This is a genomic window from Streptomyces mesophilus (assembly GCF_011044995.1).
Classification (GTDB): domain Bacteria; phylum Actinomycetota; class Actinomycetes; order Streptomycetales; family Streptomycetaceae; genus Streptomyces; species Streptomyces mesophilus.
On the sequence record NZ_JAAKZW010000008.1, the window covers coordinates 20005 to 36812 of the forward strand.

General features: G+C 70.1%; 16 protein-coding genes. 13 read left to right on the forward strand and 3 right to left on the reverse strand.

Features of this window, described 5'->3' with window-relative positions:
* Nucleotides 1–5: 5 nt before the first annotated feature.
* On the reverse strand, nucleotides 6–1682 hold the full coding sequence (locus G6045_RS04760; RefSeq protein WP_165330516.1) for a hypothetical protein: 1677 nt from the start codon (nucleotides 1680–1682) through the stop codon (nucleotides 6–8).
* Nucleotides 1683–1914: 232 nt separating this feature from the next.
* Nucleotides 1915–4122: an elongation factor G-like protein EF-G2 gene (locus G6045_RS04765; protein ID WP_165330517.1), complete on the reverse strand. Its 2208-nt coding sequence runs from the start codon at nucleotides 4120–4122 to the stop codon at nucleotides 1915–1917.
* 285 nt (nucleotides 4123–4407) lie between these two features.
* Here G6045_RS04765 and pgsA point away from each other — a divergent pair, with 285 nt between their 5' ends.
* From pgsA to G6045_RS42330, 4 genes are read left to right on the forward strand one after another with little or no spacing between them, the layout of a single operon-like run.
* Complete coding sequence (pgsA, locus tag G6045_RS04770) at nucleotides 4408–5148, forward strand: phosphatidylinositol phosphate synthase (RefSeq protein ID WP_165330518.1); 741 nt, start codon at nucleotides 4408–4410, stop codon at nucleotides 5146–5148.
* Between the two features lie 5 nt (nucleotides 5149–5153).
* Nucleotides 5154–6083 carry a phosphatidylinositol mannoside acyltransferase gene (locus G6045_RS04775; protein WP_165330573.1) on the forward strand — a complete coding sequence of 310 codons (930 nt, stop codon included), beginning with the start codon at nucleotides 5154–5156 and terminating at the stop codon, nucleotides 6081–6083.
* Nucleotides 6080–7243 (forward strand): glycosyltransferase family 4 protein, encoded by a 1164-nt coding sequence (locus G6045_RS04780; RefSeq protein WP_165330519.1) that lies wholly within the window; start codon nucleotides 6080–6082, stop codon nucleotides 7241–7243. Before G6045_RS04775 ends, G6045_RS04780 begins: the two co-directional genes overlap by 4 nt.
* 35 nt (nucleotides 7244–7278) lie before the next feature.
* Entirely contained in the window at nucleotides 7279–7413 is a 135-nt protein-coding gene (locus G6045_RS42330) for a hypothetical protein (protein WP_408056298.1), read from the forward strand.
* Nucleotides 7414–7481: 68 nt separating this feature from the next.
* Here G6045_RS42330 and G6045_RS04785 read toward each other — a convergent pair whose 3' ends face one another.
* The gene (locus G6045_RS04785) at nucleotides 7482–8729 is read right to left on the reverse strand and encodes a hypothetical protein (RefSeq protein ID WP_165330520.1); all 1248 of its coding nucleotides are present in this window, start codon (nucleotides 8727–8729) and stop codon (nucleotides 7482–7484) included.
* Between the two features lie 73 nt (nucleotides 8730–8802).
* Here G6045_RS04785 and G6045_RS04790 point away from each other — a divergent pair, with 73 nt between their 5' ends.
* From G6045_RS04790 to secD, 9 genes are all read left to right on the forward strand, one after another.
* Nucleotides 8803–9348, forward strand: coding sequence for a LemA family protein (locus tag G6045_RS04790; RefSeq protein ID WP_165330521.1), 546 nt, complete (start codon nucleotides 8803–8805; stop codon nucleotides 9346–9348).
* A 156-nt stretch (nucleotides 9349–9504) separates the two neighbouring features.
* Nucleotides 9505–10410 (forward strand): pyridoxal 5'-phosphate synthase lyase subunit PdxS, encoded by a 906-nt coding sequence (pdxS, locus tag G6045_RS04795; RefSeq protein WP_165330522.1) that lies wholly within the window; start codon nucleotides 9505–9507, stop codon nucleotides 10408–10410.
* Nucleotides 10411–10415: 5 nt separating this feature from the next.
* Complete coding sequence (gene pdxT, locus G6045_RS04800; RefSeq protein ID WP_165330523.1) at nucleotides 10416–11018, forward strand: pyridoxal 5'-phosphate synthase glutaminase subunit PdxT; 603 nt, start codon at nucleotides 10416–10418, stop codon at nucleotides 11016–11018.
* A 48-nt stretch (nucleotides 11019–11066) separates the two neighbouring features.
* On the forward strand, nucleotides 11067–11819 hold the full coding sequence (locus G6045_RS04805) for a YebC/PmpR family DNA-binding transcriptional regulator (RefSeq protein ID WP_165330524.1): 753 nt from the start codon (nucleotides 11067–11069) through the stop codon (nucleotides 11817–11819).
* Nucleotides 11820–11939: 120 nt separating this feature from the next.
* Nucleotides 11940–12539 carry a crossover junction endodeoxyribonuclease RuvC gene (gene ruvC, locus G6045_RS04810; RefSeq protein WP_165330525.1) on the forward strand — a complete coding sequence of 200 codons (600 nt, stop codon included), beginning with the start codon at nucleotides 11940–11942 and terminating at the stop codon, nucleotides 12537–12539.
* Nucleotides 12536–13144: a Holliday junction branch migration protein RuvA gene (gene ruvA, locus G6045_RS04815; protein WP_165330526.1), complete on the forward strand. Its 609-nt coding sequence runs from the start codon at nucleotides 12536–12538 to the stop codon at nucleotides 13142–13144. Before ruvC ends, ruvA begins: the two co-directional genes overlap by 4 nt.
* 46 nt (nucleotides 13145–13190) lie before the next feature.
* On the forward strand, nucleotides 13191–14270 hold the full coding sequence (ruvB, locus tag G6045_RS04820) for a Holliday junction branch migration DNA helicase RuvB (RefSeq protein ID WP_165330527.1): 1080 nt from the start codon (nucleotides 13191–13193) through the stop codon (nucleotides 14268–14270).
* Between the two features lie 163 nt (nucleotides 14271–14433).
* Nucleotides 14434–14889, forward strand: coding sequence for a preprotein translocase subunit YajC (yajC, locus tag G6045_RS04825; protein WP_165330528.1), 456 nt, complete (start codon nucleotides 14434–14436; stop codon nucleotides 14887–14889).
* A gap of 155 nt (nucleotides 14890–15044) precedes the next feature.
* Nucleotides 15045–16808 carry a protein translocase subunit SecD gene (gene secD, locus G6045_RS04830; protein WP_165330529.1) on the forward strand — a complete coding sequence of 588 codons (1764 nt, stop codon included), beginning with the start codon at nucleotides 15045–15047 and terminating at the stop codon, nucleotides 16806–16808.

A 16808-nucleotide genomic window follows, 5' to 3' on the forward strand; every position in this document is an offset into this window, starting at 1 on the left:
CATGATCACGCGTCGTACACATCCGCCTTGCGCGGCGTCGGGTCCTGCACCAGTCCGCTGAGGATGAGGGAGCGGTTGTCCCAGCGCTCGGTGTCCACGCCGTTCTCCTGGAGCACCTTGAGCGCGGAGGCATGCACCACCCGCAGCACCGGCGTCGCGGTGCGCAGGGCGTCGTCGGCCATGAAACGGTGCCGCCACGGCTTGTCGGCCCACGCGTGCCGCAGACCGAAGGGCTCGGGCAGGATCAGCTTGCCGCCGAGGAAGTCGAGGAGCGGCGGATACCAGGTGAAGGGCGCACGCGCCGCGAGCCGGACCACGTCGGTGGTGCCCACCAGCGGCTGCTTGACCTCCTTGGTCTCCCAGAACCTGACCGTCTTCGCGACTTCCTTGACCTTGGCCTTCGGCTTGGTGGTGAACAGGGCGTGCACCGGACCCAGCGCATGCCCGGTGACCTCGATCCGCAGGGTGTGATGCAGCACGGTGACGGTGATCAGCATGGTGATCACCAACTGGCCGTCCCACAGCCGGAACTGCACACCCAGATAGTGGCGGTCACCGCTGCCGAACTGCTGCTCGTTGCAGATCCGCTGTATCTCGTGGCCCTTGATCTGGTACGCCTCGACGTCGGTGCCCTTGGGGCGCGCGACCTCCTTGGCGTTCTCCCCGACGGGCGTGACGATCCAGTGGCGTATCGACGGGGTGGGGAAGCCGCCCGTGTGCAGCGGGCCGCGCTCCAGGAGCCGCAGCTGGTCATGGATCGCGCGGATGACGTCCCAGCTGCGGAAGGGGTGGATCTCCGCCCCCGGCTCGCGCGGTGTCAGCTCCTCGGCGAGCTGCCAGCTGCCCCAGCGGGTGCCCATGCCGAGGATGCCTTTGGGGCCTGCGTAGAACACCGAGTTGGACTGCTGCTCGGCGGTGAGGTGGGCCAGGCCCTGGCGCAGGCGCTCGGCGGCCGTCTCGTTGGGGTTGGTGGGCACCGCCTCCGGGATCTTCGCGCCGATACCGCCGCCGGCGAGGAGGCTCTCCCAGCGCAGACGCATGTCCTTGGCCGTGCGCTCGCATATCTGCTTGGCGAGCAGCCAGCCGATCACCGGCGCCACGATCATGGCACGCAGATAGAGACCGGCGAGCCCCGTGAACGGCAGCCGGATCAGAAAGAGCAGCAGCAGGCCGCCTGCGCCCACGAGCAGCGCTGTGGACAGCGCCTGGGCGCGCTTGTCCTTCTGGTCGCTGATCCATTTCCGGGCCTGGAAGATCAGCAGCCAGATCAGCAGCCCCGGCAGGAAGAGCACGCCGAACACGCCCATCACCACGGTGAGTTGGGAGTCCCGCTGCTTGCGGATCCCGGTCGCGGCGAGACAGTGCTCGACCACTGCCTGCGGCTCGGTGCCGAAGGACTGGATCAGCGGCTTGCGGCCGCCGCCGAGCGTGCGCACCTGGACGGCCCGTGAGAAGGCCTCGCCCAGGTCCGGCTTGAAGAGCGACAACTTGCCCTTCTTTATCTCGGACTTGTGCCACTCGCTGTTCGCCTTGAGCAGCTCGTCGACGTCGGTGTCCCGGTACGCGGCCGAGGCCAGGGCATGCGTCGCCGCGGTCTCGCCCGCGGCGCCCGAAAGAGGCACCTGGGCACCGGGCCTGAAATCGAAGGCCGAGTCAAAATTGTTCGCCACTGCCGCCCCCATCGCCGCATCGCTGCTTCTGCGGCCTTCCCGACTTCCCCGCCCGGCACACCTTTTGACTCGCCATCAGGCAGCGGTCCGCAGGTCGGATGCGCAGATCAACAATGTATCGGGCGGCGACGAGAGGTGTCCGGGCCTGTGGAAAACCTGCCGCCCGGTTGTCCACAGGTTCCATGGACCGCCCGCGCCGAGAGGGGAACGGCGCGGGCGGCTGTCACCTGGCGGGCAGGGGGCCTCAGCTCGAACTCTCCGCCTCCTCCCGCAACTTGGCGGCCTGCTGCAGCGGCATCGGCTCATGGCGCGCATAGCGCCGGCTGAAGCGCCCGGTTCCGTGCGAGAGCGAGCGCAGATCCACCGCGTACCGCCCGATCTCGATCTCCGGCACCTCGGCCCGTACGAGCGTGCGCCCGCCCGGCGACTGTTCGGTGCCGACCACGCGGCCGCGCCGGCCGGACAGATCGCTCATCACGGCGCCCACATAGTCGTCCGCGACCAGGATCTGCACCTCGCTGACCGGTTCGAGGAGATGGATCGTCATCCCCGCCGCCGCCTCCCGCAGGGCCAGCGCCCCCGCCGTCTGGAACGCGGCGTCGGAGGAGTCCACCGAGTGCGCCTTTCCGTCGAGCAGCGTCACCCGCACGTCCACCAGCGGATACCCCAGCGCGACGCCTCGCGTGGCCTGGGCCCGTACCCCCTTCTCGACGGACGGGATGAACTGCCTCGGCACCGCGCCCCCGACGACCTTGTCGACGAACTCGATGCCCGCGCCGCCCGGCAGCGGCTCCACCTCGATCTCGCAGATCGCGAACTGACCGTGTCCGCCGGACTGCTTCACATGCCGCCCGCGCGCCGCCGCCTTGCCCGCGAAGGTCTCGCGCAGCGACACCTTGTGCGGGACGACGTCGACCTGTACGCCGAACCGGTTCCGCAGCCGCTCAAGAGCCACGTCGGCATGGGCCTCTCCCAGGCACCACAGGACGACCTGGTGGGTGCTCTGATTCTGCTCCAGACGCATCGTCGGATCCTCGGCCACCAGCCGGGAAAGACCCTGCGAGAGCTTGTCCTCGTCCGGTTTGCTGTGCGCCTGGATGGCCAGCGGCAGCAGCGGGTCCGGCATGGTCCACGGCCGCATCAGGAGCGGCTGGTCCTTGTGGGACAGGGTGTCCCCGGTCTCGGCCCGGCTCAGCTTCGCCACACAGGCCAGGTCTCCCGCGATGGCCTTGGTGAGGGTGCGCTGCTGTTTGCCGAACGGCGAGGACAGGGCGCCGATCCGCTCGTCCACGTCATGGTCCTCATGTCCGCGGTCGGCCAGGCCGTGGCCCGAGACATGCACGGTCTCGTCGGGACGCAAGGTCCCCGAGAAGATCCGTACGAGAGAAATCCGCCCCACATACGGGTCGGAGGAGGTCTTCACGACCTCGGCGACGAGCGGACCCTCCGGATCGCACGCGGCCACCTCGCGCGGCGCGCCGGACGGGGTGGTCACCTCGGGGGCCGGGCGCTCCAGGGGAGTGGGGAAGCCGCCCGTGATCAGTTCGAGGAGCTCCACCGTGCCCAGGCCCTGCTTGGAGCCCTCGGCCGCGGGCGCCGCGGCGAGCACCGGGTGGAAGATGCCGCGGGCCACCGCGGTCTCCAGATCACCCACGAGGGTCTTGAAGTCGATCTCCTCACCGCTCAGATAGCGGTCCATCAGGGACTCGTCCTCGCTCTCGGCGATGATCCCCTCGATGAGCCGGTTACGCGCCTCCTCGATCAGCGGTAATTCGTCACCGGACGGCGGGCGCTCCTTGCGCTCGCCGGACGAGTAGTCGAAGACCTTCTGCGAGAGCAGCCCGATCAGGCCGTGCACGGGCGCGTGCCCATCGGCACCCGCCTCGCCGTGCAGCGGCAGATAGAGCGGCAGTACGGCATCGGGGTCGTCGCCGCCGAAGGTCTCGGCGCACGCCCGGGTCATCTGGTCGAAGTCGGCCCGCGCCGCCTCCAGGTGAGTGATCACGATGGCCCGCGGCATCCCGACGGCCGCGCACTCGTCCCACACCATGCGGGTGGCGCCCGAGATGCCTTGCGTACCCTCCGCTGCCGAGACAACGAAAAGGGCCGCGTCCGCTGCTCGCAGACCGGCCCGCAGTTCCCCGACGAAATCCGCGTATCCGGGGGTGTCGAGGAGGTTGATCTTGATGCCGCCCCATTCGACGGGTACGAGGGACAGCTGGACCGAGCGTTGCTGGCGATGCTCGATCTCGTCGTAGTCGGAGACGGTGCCGCCGTCCTCCACACGGCCCGCCCTGTTCACCGCCCCCGCGCTGAGTGCGAGGGCCTCCACCAGGGTCGTCTTGCCGCAGCCGCTGTGGCCGACCAGCACCACATTCCGTACGGACGCGGGGTGGTCGGCCGTCAGAGCCCTGCCGGCGGCCCCAGGGTGTGCATTTGCCTTGTCGCCCATGCCTTGCCTCCCGGTTTTCGTGCACGGTGAGGAGAAGGGCGCGGACACGCGGAAACCGCGTGCTGGATCAGGCTCGAATGGGCCGGCGGCTTCGGCGACGCCCGCGGTGCCTTCGAGCTTTCCACTCAGGTCTTCCTGCGTCCATACGTCGTACGTGATCGCCCGGGTGCGCGTGCGACCGGGGCTCCGCGGGTGGAGCGGGCCGCCCCGTGACTACGATGGGCCAGCCGGTGGCCGCAGGGGCCGCGCGGCCCGCCACCCCCCTTGGGAAGAGGCTCGAAGGCCATGCTGAACAAGTACGCGCGTGCGTTCTTCACGCGTGTTCTCACGCCGTTCGCCGCGTTTCTGCTCCGCAGGGGGGTCAGCCCCGACGCGGTCACCCTGATCGGGACGGCCGGTGTGGTGGCGGGTGCGCTGTGGTTCTTCCCGCGCGGGGAGTTCTTCTGGGGCACCATCGTCATCACCCTGTTCGTGTTCTCCGACCTGGTGGACGGGAACATGGCGCGCCAGGCCGGCATCTCGAGCCGCTGGGGCGCGTTCCTCGACTCGACGCTCGACCGGGTCGCCGACGGTGCGATCTTCGGCGGCTTCGCGCTCTGGTACGCGGGCAAGGGCGACGACAACATTCTGTGCGCGGTCGCCATCTTCTGTCTGGCGAGCGGCCAGGTCGTCTCGTACACGAAGGCACGTGGCGAATCGATCGGCCTGCCCGTCGCGGTGAACGGACTGATCGAGCGCGCCGAGCGGCTGGTGATCTCGCTGGTCGCGGCCGGTCTCGCGGGTCTGCACACATTCGGCGTGCCGGGGATCGAGGTCCTGCTGCCGATCGCGCTGTGGATCGTGGCCGTCGGCAGCCTGGTCACGCTCGGCCAGCGGGTCGTGACGGTGCGCCGGGAGTCGGCCGAGGCGGACGCCGCGGCGGCGGATGCCGCGGCGGCCGAGGCCTCCGTACAGGAAAGCGCGGCCGTGCGGGAGAGCACGGCACCGGGGAACGAAAACGCGGCACGGGGGAGCGAGACGGCCTGATGAGCATGGGCAAGACGACGGAGAAGCTGACGGACGCGCTGTACGGGCTCGGCTGGGGGACGGTCAAGAAGCTGCCCGAGCCCGTCGCCGTCCGCCTGGGTCGGACCATGGCCGACATCGCGTGGAAGAAGCGCGGCAAGGGCGTGCAGCGGCTCGAGGCCAACTACGCGCGGGTGGTCCCGGACGCGAGCCCGGAGCGGCTCGCCCAGCTGTCCAAGGCGGGCATGCGCTCGTACATGCGGTACTGGATGGAGTCCTTCCGGCTGCCGACCTGGTCGGCAGACCGTATCCGCGGGGGTGTGGAGCTCGAGGACGTCCACCGTCTGACCGACGCCCTGGCCTCCGACAGGGGCGTGGTCTTCGCGCTGCCGCACCTGGCCAACTGGGACCTCGCCGGCGCCTGGCTCACCACCGCGTTGGAGACGCCGTTCACGACCGTGCAGGAGCGGCTCAAGCCGGAGTCCCTGTACGACCGGTTCGTGGCGTACCGCAGCAGTCTCGGCATGGAGGTCCTGCCGCACACGGGCGGATCCGCCTTCGGGACGCTCGCCCGGCGGCTGCGCGCGGGAGGCACGGTGTGCCTGGTCGCGGACCGCGATCTTTCCGCGTCCGGTGTCGAGGTGAAGTTCTTCGGCGAGACCGCACGGATGCCCGCGGGCCCGGCGATGCTCGCCCAGCAGACGGGTGCGCTGCTGCTGCCGGCCACGCTCTGGTACGACGACACGACCGTGTTGAAGGGCCGTATCCACGCACCCGTCGAAGTCCCCGAGACAGGCACCCGGGCCGAGAAGACGTCCTCGATGACGCAGGCCCTGGCGGACGCCTTCGCCACGGGTATCGCCGACCACCCGGAGGACTGGCACATGCTGCAGCGGCTGTGGCTCTCGGACCTCGACCCCGAGAAGGCTCCACGCCCCGAGAAGGGCACTCAGTGAAGATCGGCATCGTCTGCCCGTACTCGTGGGACGTGCCGGGCGGCGTCCAGTTCCATATCCGCGACCTCGCCGAGCACCTGATCCGGCTCGGTCACGAGGTGTCGGTGCTCGCCCCGGCCGATGAGGACACCCCGCTGCCGCCGTACGTGGTCTCGGCGGGCCGTGCTGTTCCCGTGCCGTACAACGGCTCGGTCGCGCGGCTCAGCTTCGGGTTCCTCTCTGCGGCGCGGGTGCGCAGGTGGCTGCACGACGGCACCTTCGACGTGATCCACATCCACGAGCCGGCCTCGCCCTCGCTCGGGCTGCTCACCTGCTGGGCGGCGCAGGGGCCGATCGTCGCGACCTTCCACACGTCCACCGCCCGGTCGCGGGCCATGGTCGCCGCGTATCCGATCCTGCAGCACGCGCTCGAGAAGATCAGCGCGCGGATCGCGGTCAGCGAGTACGCGCGCCGCACGCTGGTCGAGCACCTCGGCGGCGACGCGGTGGTCATCCCCAACGGCGTCGACGTGGACTTCTTCGCGCGGGCCGAGCCCAAGGCGGAGTGGCAGGGCGGCACGATCGGCTTCATCGGCCGGATCGACGAGCCCCGCAAGGGACTTCCCGTCCTGATGAAGGCGCTGCCCAAGATCCTGGCGGAGCTGCCCGAGACCCGGCTCCTCGTCGCGGGGCGTGGCGACGAGGAGGAGGCCGTGGCCTCGCTGCCGGCCGAGATGCGCTCGCGCGTCGAGTTCCTCGGCATGGTCAGCGACGAGGACAAGGCGCGGCTGCTGCGCAGTGTCGACGTGTACGTCGCCCCCAACACCGGCGGCGAGAGCTTCGGCATCATCCTCGTCGAGGCCCTGTCCGCGGGGGCACCGGTGCTCGCCTCCGACCTGGACGCGTTCGCGCAGGTCCTGGACCAGGGCGGGGCCGGCGACCTGTTCGCCAACGAGGACGCGGACGCGCTGGCGACCGCCGCCGTGAAGCTCCTCGGCGACGCCGACCGCCGCGCCGGCCTCAGCGAACGGGGCAGCGCCCACGTCCGCCGCTTCGACTGGTCGACGGTCGGCGCGGACATCCTCGCGGTCTACGAGACGGTCACGGACGGCACGACCTCGGTCGCGGCGGACGAACGGTCCACGGGTCTGCGGGCACGGTTCGCGCGGGCGCGGGACTGAGCACGATCGCCTACTGCCCGTGGTGTGGCGCCCGGCTGCCGGCCTCCCAGCGCGACCGCTGGTTCGACGAGTTGGAGCACGCCGGCATCGACCCCTGGCAGGCAAGATCCCGCCCGAATTCGAGGACGGGCGCTGGATGCAGGACGTCTCAGGGGACGGCTAGGGCCTGATCGACAAGACAGGCCCTAGCGGCGCCGCGGCAGGCTCGCCGCCGAGTGGGAGCGACTGCCGAGCCGGCTCACTTCGGCGTGAGCAGCGGCCACACCTCCACGTCCGCCTGTTCGCCCCAGACCGGGTCGCCGTGCGCGTACCCCGGGACGACCTGGAACGTGACGTGACGGTTGCCGTTGCGGCGGATCAGGTCCGCGCCCAACGGGTGGTCGCCGCGGCCGAGTTCCATGTTGATCCAGACGACCTCGGCGCGGATCCGGTCCCAGGCGATGCGGTACGTGGCGTCGTCGCCGGCCCAGATCGCGCACAGGTCGCGCAGCAGGGCGTGCGGGACGAGGCCGCTGCCCAGGGCCGCCGTGGCCTCGCCCCATACCGGCAGCGGGCTGTGCGCGAGCGTGAAGTGGTCCTCGGCGGGGGAGGCCCCGAAGGTGTACGTGCCTGCGGCATGGCCCTGCCGGTAGATCCAATTTGCCGGTCCCGGAAGGGTGTTGGTGCGGATCAGGGCGTAGTGGGCGAGACCGGCGTGGGTGAAGCGGGTCGTGGGATCGACGGGGCGCGGCACCGGGCTCGCCCCGTCCGGGTCGGACAGCGCGCGGGCGAGCAGACCCTTGAGCCCTGGGTCGTTGACGTACGAGCCCTGGTCGATCAGGGACTGGAACGTGTCGCGCGCCTGCCCGGCCCGCACCGCCAGGTCCCCTTCGTAGGGGCCGGTGGTGTCCAGGACGACGACCCGTTCAAGACGCCTGTCGCCCCCGCGGCCTGCCAGGTCGAGCGCGAGCGCCGCGCCCGCCGAGTGGCCGATGAGCTGGTACGGAAGCCGGAGCGCCGCGTCCACGGCGTCGATCACGCGGCGGGCGTCCACGCGGTGCGCGGCCAGGCCCCGGCCGGCGCCGATGCCGGCGGCAGTGGCGAGGTCCTCGCGCGGAGTGATGCCGATGACCAGGTGTCCGAGGCGGCGCAGATGGTGGGCGAGGTTGCGCTCGCGCGGGGTGAAGAAGTTCGCCGTGAAGTTCAGGCCGCCGCCGGGCAGCAGATAGGCGAGCGAACGCGGCCGCTGGCCTGTGTCGGCGACCACGTCCACGGCGTAGGGCGAGCCGTCGCCCTCGATCAGGAACCTGGTGCGGGTCCAGCCGATGCCACGGTCGAGGACGGTGGGCGCGGCGCCCAGCGCATCGGTCATCGCACCCAGCCCATCGGACATCGCACCGAGCGCATCGGCCATCTCCCCGTGCACATTGGCGGCCGCCGTCCCGCCCCCCAACGCCGCCGTCGCCAAGCCCACCGCGCCCGCGGCCAGCACCTGCCGCCTGTCCATGGAACCCCCCTGAAGTCGTCCGGGCCGTCCGGCGTGAAGGAGCGACGCCTTGGTCCCGGTAGCCTTTCCGCCCGTGACCGTAACGCTGATCTGGATCGCCGTAGCCCTGTTCGCCATCGGCTTGTATCTGAGCTGGACCGCCGGGCGCCTCGACCGGCTGCACGCCCGGATCGACGCGGCACGGGCGGCACTTGACGCCCAGCTCCTGCGCCGGGCCTCGGTCGCACAGGAGCTGGCCACGTCCAACGTGCTCGATCCGGCGGCCTCGATCGTCCTGTACGAGGCCGCGCACGCCGCGCGCCAGGCCGAGGAGGAGCAGCGCGAAGTCGCCGAGAGCGATCTGAGCCAGGCACTGCGCGCCGTCTTCGGGGACGTCGACCAGGTCGAGGCGGTACGCGAGGCGCCCGGCGGCGTCGAGGCGGCGGAGGAGCTGGCGCAGGCGGTGCGCAGGGTGCCGATGGCGCGGCGCTTCCACAACGACGCCGTACGCGCGGCGCGGGCGCTGCGGCGCCACCGCAAGGTGCGGCTGTTCCGTCTCGCGGGCCACGCGCCCTTCCCGCTGGCCTTCGAGATGGACGACGAACCGCCCGTCGCGCTGGCGGACCGGCCCGGGTCCTAGTCGCCGCACCACTGCGGGCGTAGGTCCCTGACCAGGCAGTACATCCCCCTCGTACAGAAAAATGAGCCACCGGCTACCCATTGGCCCTTGCTGTGGCCTGCTCCAGGGAGTTGGCTCGTAGTCACACCGTCTTCCTTCACTCCAGTGAGGTCATCCGTGGCTACCAACACCCCCGAAACCCCCGCCACCGGCACCGCCCGCGTCAAGCGCGGCATGGCCGAGCAGCTCAAGGGCGGCGTCATCATGGACGTGGTCAACGCCGAGCAGGCGAAGATCGCCGAGGACGCGGGTGCCGTGGCCGTCATGGCCCTGGAGCGCGTGCCGGCCGACATCCGCAAGGACGGCGGCGTGGCCCGTATGTCCGACCCGAACATGATCGAAGAGATCATCGAGGCGGTCTCCATCCCGGTCATGGCCAAGTCCCGCATCGGCCACTTCGTCGAGGCGCAGATCCTGCAGTCGCTCGGCGTCGACTACATCGACGAGTCCGAGGTCCTCACCCCGGCCGACGAGGTCAACCACAGCGACAAGTTCGCGTTCACGACCCCGTTCGTCTGCGGCGCCACCAACCTGGGCGAGGCCCTGCGCCGTATCGCCGAGGGCGCGGCCATGATCCGCTCCAAGGGCGAGGCCGGCACCGGCAACGTCGTCGAGGCCGTGCGCCACATGCGCCAGATCAAGAACGAGATCGCGCGCCTTCGCGGCTACGACAACAACGAGCTGTACGCCGCCGCCAAGGAGCTGCGCGCCCCGTACGAGCTGGTCAAGGAAGTCGCCGAGCTCGGCAAGCTCCCCGTCGTGCTGTTCTCCGCGGGTGGCGTGGCCACCCCGGCCGACGCCGCTCTGATGCGTCAGCTCGGCGCCGAGGGCGTCTTCGTCGGCTCCGGCATCTTCAAGTCGGGCGACCCGGCCAAGCGCGCCGCCGCCATCGTGAAGGCCACCACCTTCTACGACGACCCGAAGATCATCGCCGACGCCTCCCGCAACCTGGGCGAGGCCATGGTCGGCATCAACTGCGACACCCTGCCCGAGACCGAGCGCTACGCGAACCGGGGCTGGTAGTCCCCATGGCAACCACTCCTGTCATCGGCGTCCTTGCTCTTCAGGGCGACGTACGGGAGCACCTCATCGCCCTGGCCGCGGCGGATGCCGTGGCCAGGCCGGTGCGGCGCCCCGAGGAGCTCGCCGAGGTCGACGCCCTGGTCATCCCGGGCGGCGAATCGACCACGATCTCCAAACTGGCCGTGCTCTTCGGCCTGTTGGAGCCTCTGCGTGAGCGCGTACGCGGCGGGATGCCCGTCTACGGCACCTGCGCCGGCCTGATCCTGCTCGCCGACAAGATCCTCGACCCGCGCTCGGGCCAGGAGACGATCGGCGGCATCGACATGATCGTGCGCCGCAACGCGTTCGGACGCCAGAACGAGTCGTTCGAGGCCTCGGTGGACGTCCAGGGTCTGGGCCCCGTCGAAGGCGTCTTCATCCGCGCCCCGTGGGTCGAGTCCGTCGGCGCCGAGGTCGAGGTGCTCGCCGAGCACGGCGGCCACATCGTCGCCGTACGTCAGGGCTGGTCGCTCGCCACGTCGTTCCATCCGGAGCTCACGGGCGACCACCGCGTGCACGGGCTGTTCGTCGAGATGGTCCGGGAGAAGGCGGCTGCCGGATCCCGGTAGGATCTCTGTCGTTCGTACAGAGATTGGTTACGCGAAGGAGACAGGCAGATGTCCGGCCACTCTAAATGGGCCACGACTAAGCACAAGAAGGCCGTGATCGATGCCAAGCGCGGCAAGCTCTTCGCGAAGCTGATCAAGAACATCGAGGTCGCTGCGCGTACGGGCGGTGCCGACATCGGCGGCAACCCGACGCTCGAAGACGCCATCACCAAGGCGAAGAAGAGCTCGGTCCCGAACAAGAACATCGACTCCGCGGTCAAGCGCGGCGCGGGCCTCGAGGCCGGCGGCGCCGACTACGAGACGATCATGTACGAGGGCTACGGCCCCAACGGTGTCGCGGTGCTCATCGAGTGCCTGACCGACAACCGCAACCGTGCCGCGTCCGACGTCCGCGTCGCCATGACGCGCAACGGCGGCAACATGGCCGACCCGGGCTCCGTCTCGTACCTCTTCAACCGCAAGGGCGTCGTGATCGTCCCCAAGGGCGAGCTGTCCGAGGACGACGTCCTCGGCGCGGTGCTCGACGCGGGCGCCGAAGAGGTCAACGACCTGGGTGAGTCCTTCGAGGTGCTCTCCGAGGCCACCGACCTGGTCGCGGTGCGCACCGCGCTCCAGGAGGCCGGGATCGACTACGACTCGGCCGACGCCAACTTCGTCCCGACCATGCAGGTCGAGCTGGACGAAGAGGGCGCACGCAAGATCTTCAAGCTGATCGACGCGCTCGAGGACAGCGACGACGTGCAGAACGTCTTCGCCAACTTCGATGTCTCCGACGAGATCATGGAGAAGGTCGACGCCTGATCCGTACCGAAGCGGCGGGCCGACGGGAAACTTCCCGTCGGCCCGCCGCTTTGTCGCTCGCCGCTGTTGTCGGTGGCACCCGATAGCCTGCACAAACAGACGAGCGAAGGGAGGGGCGTTGTGCGGGTTCTGGGAGTCGACCCCGGTCTGACCCGGTGCGGCGTCGGCGTCGTCGAAGGCGTGGCGGGCCGGCCGCTCACCATGCACGGTGTCGGTGTCGTACGGACGCCCGCGGACGCCGAGTTGGGCTCGCGCCTCGTTGCCATCGAGCAGGGCATCGAGCAGTGGCTGGACGAGCACCAGCCCGAATTCGTCGCCGTGGAGCGGGTGTTCAGCCAGCACAACGTACGGACGGTGATGGGCACCGCCCAGGCCAGCGCCGTCGCGATGCTCTGCGCCGCGCGCCGCGGCATCCCGGTGGCCCTGCACACACCGAGCGAGGTCAAGGCCGCCGTCACGGGCAGCGGACGGGCCGACAAGGCCCAGGTCGGCGCCATGGTCACGCGCCTGCTGCGGCTCGACGCACCGCCCAAGCCCGCCGACGCCGCCGACGCGCTGGCCCTCGCCATCTGCCATATCTGGCGCGGACCGGCCAAGAACCGCCTCCAGGAAGCGGTCGCCGCGCAGACCCGCCTCCAGCAGGCCGCGGCCGAAAGCCGCCCGCCGAACCGTCTCCAGCAAGCCGCAGCACTGCACGCATCGAAAGGCCGAACCAAATGATCGCCTTCGTGAGCGGACCCGTCGCCGCCCTCGCCCCTGACGCGGCCGTCGTCGAGGTCGGCGGGATCGGCATGGCCGTCCAGTGCACGCCGAACACCCTGTCCGGCCTGCGCCTGGGCCAGCAGACCAAGCTGGCGACCTCTTTGGTCGTACGGGAGGACTCGCTCACTCTGTACGGCTTCGCGGACGACGACGAGCGCCAGACCTTCGAGCTCCTGCAGACCGCGAGCGGAGTCGGGCCCCGCCTGGCCCAGGCGATGCTCGCGGTGCACTCGCCGGACGCGCTGCGCCGGGCCGTCGCCACCTCCGACGAGAAGGCGCTGACCGCGGTGCCGGGCATCGGCAAGAAGGGAGCACAGAAGCTGCTCCTGGAGTACAAGGACCGGCTCGGCGCGCCTCTGGGCACGGCGTCCACGGTCGGTGCGCAGGCCACCGCCTCCTGGCGCGACCAGCTGCACGCCGCGCTGATCGGGCTCGGGTACGCGACGCGTGAGGCGGACGAGGCCGTCACCGCGGTGACCCCGCAGGCCGAGGCCATGGACGGCACCCCGCAGGTCGGCCCGCTCCTCAAGGCCGCGCTGCAGACCCTGAACCGCACGCGCTGATCCCCGTACATCTGTCATCACGAACGAACTGGCGAGGCACTCCACCGTGAACTGGGACGACACCGCACCGCCGGCCGACGACACCACCGGCCGGCTCGTCGGGTCCGCCGCGGACGGCGAGGACCAGGCCGTCGAGGCGGCCCTGCGCCCCAAGTCCCTGGCCGAGTTCGTCGGCCAGGAGCGGGTGCGCGAGCAGCTCGACCTCGTGCTCAGGGCGGCCCGCCAGCGCGGTGCCACCGCCGACCACGTGCTCCTGTCGGGCGCTCCCGGCCTCGGCAAGACCACGCTCTCGATGATCATCGCGGCCGAGATGGAAGCCCCGATCCGCATCACCAGCGGCCCCGCCATCCAGCACGCCGGAGACCTGGCCGCGATCCTCTCCTCCCTCCAGGAGGGCGAGGTCCTCTTCCTCGACGAGATCCACCGGATGTCGCGGCCCGCCGAGGAGATGCTGTACATGGCGATGGAGGACTTCCGCGTCGACGTCATCGTCGGCAAGGGGCCCGGCGCCACCGCCATCCCGCTGGAGCTCCCGCCGTTCACGCTGGTCGGTGCCACCACCCGCGCCGGTCTGCTGCCGCCGCCGCTGCGCGACCGCTTCGGCTTCACCGCCCATATGGAGTTCTACGAGCCGGCCGAGCTGGAGCGCGTCATCCACCGCTCCGCCGATCTGCTCGACGTCACCATCGACACCGCCGGCGCCGCCGAGATCGCGGGCCGCTCCCGTGGCACGCCGCGTATCGCCAACCGTCTCCTTCGCCGCGTACGGGACTATGCGCAGGTCAAGGCCGACGGCCGGATCAACCAGGAGATCGCCGGGGCCGCGCTGCGTGTCTACGAGGTGGACGCGCGCGGGCTCGACCGGCTCGACCGCGCCGTCCTGGAGGCGCTGCTCAAGCTGTTCGGCGGCGGACCTGTCGGCTTGTCGACCCTCTCGGTCGCCGTAGGGGAGGAGCGCGAGACCGTCGAAGAGGTCGCCGAGCCCTTCCTCGTACGGGAAGGACTGCTGGCCCGTACTCCGCGCGGCCGCGTGGCCACTCCCGCTGCGTGGGCGCATCTGGGTCTCACGGCGCCGCAGAGTCATGGAACCGGCGGATCCGGACAAGGCGACCTGTTCGGGGCGTGACGGCCAGGGTGCTCGCTCCGCATGGAACCCCGGTGCCATGCTGAGCGTTGTTCCATCCGTGCGGACTCGCTTAGACTCCGCCGATGCCGCCCTTATCGGCGGTGTGCCCACCCCCATCCAGTAGGCCGCTCATCTGCGCGGTCGTGCGAAGGAAACCCGTCCCGTGAATATCTTGAGCCTCCTTCCGTTCATCTTGATCATCGGGGTCATGTTCCTGATGACCCGTTCTGCCAAGAAGAAGCAGCAGCAGGCGGCCGAGATGCGCAACCAGATGCAGCCCGGCACGGGTGTCCGCACGATCGGGGGCATGTACGCGGTCGTCAAGGAAGTCAGCGACGAGGCCGTCACGCTCGAGGTGGCCCCTGGCGTCCACGCGATCTACGCGAAGAACTCGGTCGGCGCCGTCCTCGACGACGACGAGTACAACCGCATCGTCCACGGCATCACCCCCGAGGACGTCGACACCCCCGACGTTCCGGACGATGCCTCCTCCCTGACCCAGGCCGACGAGCCCGCCGACGCTGATGTGTCGGCCGATTCGCCCATCGACCTCGGCAAGAAGGACGCCGGCGGCGACGCCGAGCCGAAGAAGACCGAGGGCGAGGGCGACACGAAGTAGTCACGGCCGAGGACCGCGGTGCGCCCCAGGCGCGGCGCGGTCCTCGGAACGTGCGGCTTCGCGTCGCCTCCCGCACACCACTTCATGGCCGCCCAGGGCCCGCTGACCGGCTACGAGCCGGCTGCCCGGGCGGTTGGACAGGGAGAAACGAGAAGGTGGCAGCACCGAAGAAGGCCAGGAGGCAGAGCGGCCAGCCCAAGCCGGGACGCGCTCTGGCCCTGATCGTGATCATCATGGTGGCGCTCACCGGGGGCATGTTCCTGTCCGGGCACACCACCCCGCGACTGGGCATCGACCTCGCGGGCGGCACGAGCATCACGCTCGAGGCCAAGAATGAGCCGGGCGCGAAAAACGCGATCAACCCGACCAACATGAACACCGCGGTCAGCATCATTGAGCGCCGTGTCAACGGTCTGGGCGTTTCCGAGGCCGAGGTTCAGACCCAGGGCGAGAAGAACATCATCGTCAACATCCCCAAGGGGACTGACGAGGAGCAGGCGCGCGAGCAGGTCGGTACGACCGCTCAGCTCTTCTTCCGCCCGGTGCTTCAGCTCGCGGCCGGCGACCCGAAGGCCGACCCGGCCGCGTCACCGTCGGCGACGCCCTCCGCCTCGGAGAGCGGCAAGAAGGACGACAAGGACAAGGACGAGAAGGCCTCGCCTTCCGCCGGCTCCAGCTCCACGCCGCAGGGCCGCGCCGTCACGGACGCCCTGAAGGACACCACCCCGTCTCCCTCGGCGAGCGACTCCGGTGACCCCAAGGCGTCCCCGAGCCCCAGCGCCAGTGAGTCCGTGGACCCCGCGACCAAGGACCTCGCTGCCAAGTTCGCCGCGCTGAACTGCACGGACAAGAAGCAGCGCACCGAGGCGGCCCAGGGCACCAAGCCCGAGGACACGATCATTGCCTGTGGCACCAACAACGCGGGCCAGTGGGAGAAGTACGTGCTCGGCCCGGCCGCCGTGGCCGGTAAGGACGTCGACGACTCCAAGGCCGTGATCGACCAGCAGCAGGGCATCTGGAAGGTCACGATGGACTTCTCGAGCGGTGGCTCGAAGAAGTTCGCGAAGATCACCGGTGAGCTGTCCAAGCAGCAGCCCCCGCTGAACCAGTTCGCCATCGTGCTCGACAACAACGTCGTCTCCGCGCCGACCGTCAACCAGACGCTCAGCTCGAACGCCGAGATCACCGGTTCCTTCACGCAGGAGTCCGCCGAAGAGCTGGCGAACATGCTGAAGTACGGCTCGCTGCCGCTGACTTTCGAAGAGCAGAGCGTCGACACCGTCACCGCCGCGCTCGGCGGCGAGCAGCTGGAGGCCGGTCTGATCGCCGGCGCCATCGGTCTCGCCCTGGTCGTCATCTACCTGGTGGTCTACTACCGCGGCCTGTCTCTGATCGCGCTGCTGTCGCTCGCGGCCTCCGCGATCCTCACGTACACCCTGATGTCCCTGCTCGGCCCGGCCATCGGCTTCGCGCTGAACCTGCCGGCCGTCTGTGGCGCCATCGTGGCGATCGGTATCACCGCGGACTCGTTCATCGTGTTCTTCGAACGCATCCGGGACGAGGTGCGCGAGGGCCGGACGATCCAGCCGGCCGTCGAGCGTGCCTGGCCGCGTGCGCGGCGCACGATCCTGGTGTCCGACTTCGTGTCGTTCCTGGCCGCCGCGGTGCTGTTCATCGTGACCGTCGGCAAGGTGCAGGGCTTCGCGTTCACGCTGGGTCTGACCACGCTGCTCGACGTCGTCGTGGTGTTCCTGTTCACCAAGCCGCTGATGACGCTCCTGGCGCGCAAGAAGTTCTTCCGCAGCGGCCACCCGTGGTCGGGTCTCGACCCCAAGCGTCTGGGCGCCAAGCCCCCGCTGCGCCGTTCCCGTCGTACCTCTGGCCCTGCCGCCGGTACCGTCGACCCGAAGGAGGCGTGA

Bases quoted from the DNA above. Each gene is read 5' to 3' on its own strand.
- ruvA (WP_165330526.1), top strand. From the start codon at position 12,536: ATGATCGCCTTCGTGAGCGGACCCGTCGCCGCCCTCGCCCCTGACGCG.
- G6045_RS04785 (WP_165330520.1), bottom strand. From the start codon at position 8,729: ATGGACAGGCGGCAGGTGCTGGCCGCGGGCGCGGTGGGCTTGGCGACG.
- G6045_RS04765 (WP_165330517.1), bottom strand. From the start codon at position 4,122: ATGGGCGACAAGGCAAATGCACACCCTGGGGCCGCCGGCAGGGCTCTG.
- G6045_RS04775 (WP_165330573.1), top strand. From the start codon at position 5,154: ATGGGCAAGACGACGGAGAAGCTGACGGACGCGCTGTACGGGCTCGGC.
- G6045_RS04760 (WP_165330516.1), bottom strand. From the start codon at position 1,682: ATGGGGGCGGCAGTGGCGAACAATTTTGACTCGGCCTTCGATTTCAGG.
- G6045_RS04805 (WP_165330524.1), top strand. From the start codon at position 11,067: ATGTCCGGCCACTCTAAATGGGCCACGACTAAGCACAAGAAGGCCGTG.
- pdxT (WP_165330523.1), top strand. From the start codon at position 10,416: ATGGCAACCACTCCTGTCATCGGCGTCCTTGCTCTTCAGGGCGACGTA.
- pgsA (WP_165330518.1), top strand. From the start codon at position 4,408: ATGCTGAACAAGTACGCGCGTGCGTTCTTCACGCGTGTTCTCACGCCG.